This is a genomic window from Streptomyces sp. NPDC088812 (assembly GCF_044750285.1).
Taxonomy (GTDB): Bacteria; Actinomycetota; Actinomycetes; order Streptomycetales; family Streptomycetaceae; genus Streptomyces.
This window is the reverse complement of the sequence record NZ_JBIVJP010000087.1, coordinates 1-1207: the sequence shown is the minus strand read 5'-3', so window position 1 is coordinate 1207 and position 1207 is coordinate 1. Positions and strand designations below refer to the sequence as shown.

At 69.9% G+C, this 1207-nt stretch carries 1 protein-coding gene; it reads left to right on the top strand.

Annotated elements, in window-relative coordinates; genetic code table 11:
* Positions 1 to 145: 145 nt before the first annotated feature.
* Positions 146 to 1207 (top strand): magnesium and cobalt transport protein CorA (locus ACIP67_RS43380; protein ID WP_401700261.1); only part of this gene is annotated, 1062 nt, incomplete at its 3' end.

Genomic DNA, 1207 nt, shown 5'->3' with positions numbered 1-1207 from the left:
CCGGGGCCGTGGAGACGGCGTGGGCGGGGAGCAGGGTCTTGCCGTCACGGACGACGGGCGGGGCATGGCGCGGAGTCTTCATGGCGCCACCGTAGCGCGCGCATCCTGGAATACGCCGGGGGCCGCCGTCGGGGAGAATGTCCTAGTGAGCATCATCGACAACGCCGTGTATGTGGACGGGCGGCGCGTCCACACCCCGTCCACCCTGGAGGACACCTGGGAGGCGTGCGAGCGCACCGGCGGCATGGCCTGGCTGGGCCTGTACCGCCCGGACGTGGCCGAGCTCCAAGCGGTCGCGGAAGAGCTGCGCCTGCACCCGCTCGCCGTCGAGGACGCCCTCACCGGGGGCGAGCGCGCCAAGCTGGACCGCTACGGCGAGGACTCGTTCATGGTCCTGCACCCGGCCCGCTACATCGACCGCACCGAGACCGTGGAGTTCGGCGAGCTGAGCGTCTTCACCGGCGAGCACTACGTGGTGACGGTGCGTCACGCGGAGGAGCCGGACCTGGCCGCCGTGCGTCGGTTCCTGGAGACGGAGGGCCGCGAGCGCCTCGCGATGGGGCCGTGGCAGGTCACCCTGGAGATCCTGGACCGGGTCGTGGACGACTACTTCCCCGTGGCCGATGGCCTCGAACAGGACATCGAGGAGATCGAGGGCCAGGTCTTCGCCGGCGACGGGCACGTCTCCCGGCGCATCTACCAGCTCTCCCGCGAGGTGCTGAACTTCCAGCACGCCATCCGCGCGCTGCCGTCCATCGTGGAGCAGCTCCAGGAGGAGGTGCGCACCCGCATGCACGAGGACACCCGCCGCCTCGACGCCGACGGCCTACCCCGGCGCGACGACGCCCACGCCTGGGAGGACGAGGAGCTCAGCGATCAGGCGCGCCTCGAGGTGGAGAACCTGCACCGCCTGCGTGACGTCCACGACCACGCCGTCCAGATCAACGAGCGCGTGACGACCATGCGCCAGATGCTCCACAGCGCCCTCGAACTGGACTCGACGCTGGCGTCGAAGCGGCTGTCCGAGCAGTCGATCGCCCAGAACGAGCAGGTCAAGCAGATCTCGTCCTGGGCGGCGATCATCTTCGCGCCGCAGCTGGTGGGCTCGGTCTACGGCATGAACTTCGACGGCATGCCCGAGCTGCACTGGACGTTCGGCTATCCGTTCGCCCTGGGACTCATGCTGGCGGTGGCCCTCACGCTGTTC